The sequence below is a fragment of the Micromonospora sp. ALFpr18c genome (assembly GCF_008868155.1).
In the GTDB taxonomy this organism is placed as follows: Bacteria; Actinomycetota; Actinomycetes; order Mycobacteriales; family Micromonosporaceae; genus Micromonospora.
The window spans coordinates 1-243 of the sequence record NZ_WBKR01000490.1 but is presented as its reverse complement, the minus strand read 5'-3'; the positions used below and the strand labels follow the sequence as shown (position 1 = coordinate 243).

The window sequence follows — 243 nt, the reverse complement described above, 5'->3', positions numbered from 1 at the left end:
ACCGCATCCACGGAGAAGGTCGGCCCGGACGGCGACGTACTGGACGTCGGCTGGACGTACCCCTCGGCGCCCACCTCGGCCGCCGCGCTGCGCCGCGACGTACGGCTGGCACTGGGTGACCTGGGCGTCGGTCCGGACCTGCTGGAGGACCTGCTGCTCGCCGCGTCCGAGGCCATGAACAACGCCGTCGAGCACGCGCAGCGGCCCAGCCGGCCGGAGGTGCGGGTGCGGCTCCAGCTCGGC

General features: G+C 74.9%; 1 protein-coding gene. It reads left to right on the top strand.

Annotation, left to right across the window (positions count from 1 at the left end; genetic code table 11):
* Window positions 1–243 (top strand): ATP-binding protein (locus F8271_RS31805; protein WP_151493447.1); only part of this gene is annotated, 243 nt, incomplete at both ends.